This is a genomic window from Thalassotalea marina (assembly GCF_014656435.1).
Taxonomy (GTDB): Bacteria; Pseudomonadota; Gammaproteobacteria; order Enterobacterales; family Alteromonadaceae; genus Thalassotalea_C; species Thalassotalea_C marina.
In genome coordinates this window covers 1-3,041 of record NZ_BNCK01000019.1, presented here as the reverse complement: position 1 = coordinate 3,041, position 3,041 = coordinate 1, and the positions used below count along the sequence as shown (strand labels likewise).

1 rRNA gene is annotated in these 3,041 nt (G+C 49.5%); it reads left to right on the top strand.

What is annotated here, in order from left to right:
* Nucleotides 1-138: 138 nt before the first annotated feature.
* Nucleotides 139-3,015, top strand: a 23S ribosomal RNA gene (locus IE199_RS21740).
* The last annotated feature ends 26 nt before the right edge of the window (nt 3,016-3,041 follow it).

Sequence of the window (3,041 nt, the reverse complement as noted above, 5' to 3'; positions counted from 1 at the left end):
AAATTCAAAACCCTTAATTAAGTGTCGCGCTTAATTAAGTGAATTCTAATTCAAGTGCTCTTGTAGTACGTGAAAATGTCAGACATACATTTACGTTTGGTTTTGTCACCAAACGGCCTAAACAATTTAGGGTTGTATGGTTAAGTGACTAAGCGTATGTGGTGGATGCCTTGGCAGTTAGAGGCGATGAAAGACGTGTTAATCTGCGATAAGTCTAGGTAAGGTGATAAAAACCGTTACAGCCTAGAATTTCTGAATGGGGAAACCCAGTGTCATAAGACACTATCTTTACGTGAATACATAGCGTAAAGAGGCGAACCGGGAGAACTGAAACATCTAAGTACCCCGAGGAAAAGAAATCAACCGAGATTTCGTTAGTAGCGGCGAGCGAACGCGAATTAGCCCTTAAGCTTATGGGCGTTAGTGGAACAAGCTGGAAAGCTTGGCGATACAGGGTGATAGCCCCGTACACGAAGGCAAACATAAGTGAAATCGAGTAGGTCGGCACACGTGAAATGTTGACTGAATATGGGGGGACCATCCTCCAAGGCTAAATACTCCTAACTGACCGATAGTGAACCAGTACCGTGAGGGAAAGGCGAAAAGAACCCCTGTGAGGGGAGTGAAATAGAACCTGAAACCGCATACGTACAAGCAGTGGAAGCCTTCGGGTGACTGCGTACCTTTTGTATAATGGGTCAGCGACTTATGTTCTGTAGCAAGGTTAACCGATTAGGGGAGCCGTAGCGAAAGCGAGTGTTAACTGCGCGTTCAGTTGCAGGGCATAGACCCGAAACCCGGCGATCTACCCATGGGCAGGTTGAAGGTTGAGTAACATCAACTGGAGGACCGAACACACGTATGTTGAAAAATGCGGTGATGACCTGTGGGTCGGAGTGAAAGGCTAATCAAGCCGGGAGATAGCTGGTTCTCCCCGAAATCTATTTAGGTAGAGCCTCGGACGAATACCATTGGGGGTAGAGCACTGTTAAGGCTAGGGGGTCATCCCGACTTACCAACCCTTTGCAAACTCCGAATACCAATGAGTACTATCCGGGAGACACACTGCGGGTGCTAACGTCCGTTGTGAAGAGGGAAACAACCCAGACCGCCAGCTAAGGTCCCAAAGTCATAGCTAAGTGGGAAACGATGTGGAAAGGCACAGACAGCTAGGAGGTTGGCTTAGAAGCAGCCACCCTTTAAAGAAAGCGTAATAGCTCACTAGTCGAGTCGGTCTGCGCGGAAGATGTAACGGGGCTAAGCTATGCACCGAAGCTGCGGATTTAATCTTAGGATTAAGTGGTAGGGGAGCGTTCTGTAAGCCGTTGAAGGTGTGTTGTAAAGCATGCTGGAGGTATCAGAAGTGCGAATGCTGACATGAGTAACGATAAAGGGGGTGAAAAACCCCCTCGCCGAAAGACCAAGGTTTCCTGTCCCATGTTAATCAGGGCAGGGTAAGTCGGCCCCTAAGGCGAGGCAGAAATGCGTAGTCGATGGGAAACAGATTAATATTTCTGTACTTCTATATATTGCGAAGGAGGGACGGAGAAAGCTAAACAGGCATGGCGTTGGTTGTCCATGTGAAAGTATGTAGGCTGAGAACTTAGGCAAATCCGGGTTCTTAAGGCTGAGATACGAGACGAGTTACCACGGTAACGAAGCTGTTGATGCTCTGCTTCCAGGAAAAGCTTCTAAGCTCTAGATATATAGGAACCGTACCCCAAACCGACACAGGTGGTTAGGTAGAGAATACTAAGGCGCTTGAGAGAACTCGGGTGAAGGAACTAGGCAAAATAGTACCGTAACTTCGGGAGAAGGTACGCTGTTGTTGGTTAAACCCTTGCGGTGTAAGCTGACGACAGTCGAAGTAACCAGGTGGCTGGAACTGTTTATTAAAAACACAGCACTGTGCAAAATCGAAAGATGACGTATACGGTGTGACGCCTGCCCGGTGCCGGAAGGTTAATTGATTGGGTTAGCTCTGCGAAGCTCATGATCGAAGCCCCGGTAAACGGCGGCCGTAACTATAACGGTCCTAAGGTAGCGAAATTCCTTGTCGGGTAAGTTCCGACCTGCACGAATGGCGTAATCATGGCCACACTGTCTCCACCCGAGACTCAGTGAAATTGAAATTGCGGTTAAGATGCCGTATACCCGCGGCTAGACGGAAAGACCCCGTGAACCTTTACTATAGCTTGACAGTGAACATTGCTCCTACATGTGTAGGATAGGTGGGAGGCTTTGAAGCGTGTACGCCAGTATGCGTGGAGCCATCCTTGAAATACCACCCTTGTATGCGTGATGTTCTAACCTAGGGCCCTTATCGGGCTTGGGGACACTGTCTGGTGGGTAGTTTGACTGGGGCGGTCTCCTCCCAAAGAGTAACGGAGGAGCACGAAGGTTGGCTAAGTACGGTCGGACATCGTACGGTTAGTGCAATGGCATAAGCCAGCTTAACTGCGAGACAGACACGTCGAGCAGGTGCGAAAGCAGGTCATAGTGATCCGGTGGTTCTGTATGGAAGGGCCATCGCTCAACGGATAAAAGGTACTCCGGGGATAACAGGCTGATACCGCCCAAGAGTTCATATCGACGGCGGTGTTTGGCACCTCGATGTCGGCTCATCACATCCTGGGGCTGAAGTCGGTCCCAAGGGTATGGCTGTTCGCCATTTAAAGTGGTACGCGAGCTGGGTTTAGAACGTCGTGAGACAGTTCGGTCCCTATCTGCCGTGGGCGTTTGAGAATTGAAGAGGGCTGCTCCTAGTACGAGAGGACCGGAGTGGACGAACCTCTGGTGTTCCGGTTGTGTCGCCAGACGCATTGCCGGGTAGCTACGTTCGGAACTGATAACCGCTGAAAGCATCTAAGCGGGAAGCAGGCTTTAAGATGAGTTCTCACTGGGACTTTAAGTCCCCTAAAGGGTCGTTGGAGACTACGACGTTGATAGGTCAGGTGTGTAAGGGTTGTGAGGCCTTGAGCTAACTGATACTAATTGCCCGTGAGGCTTAACCATACAACACCTAAGTTGTTTGAGTTTGA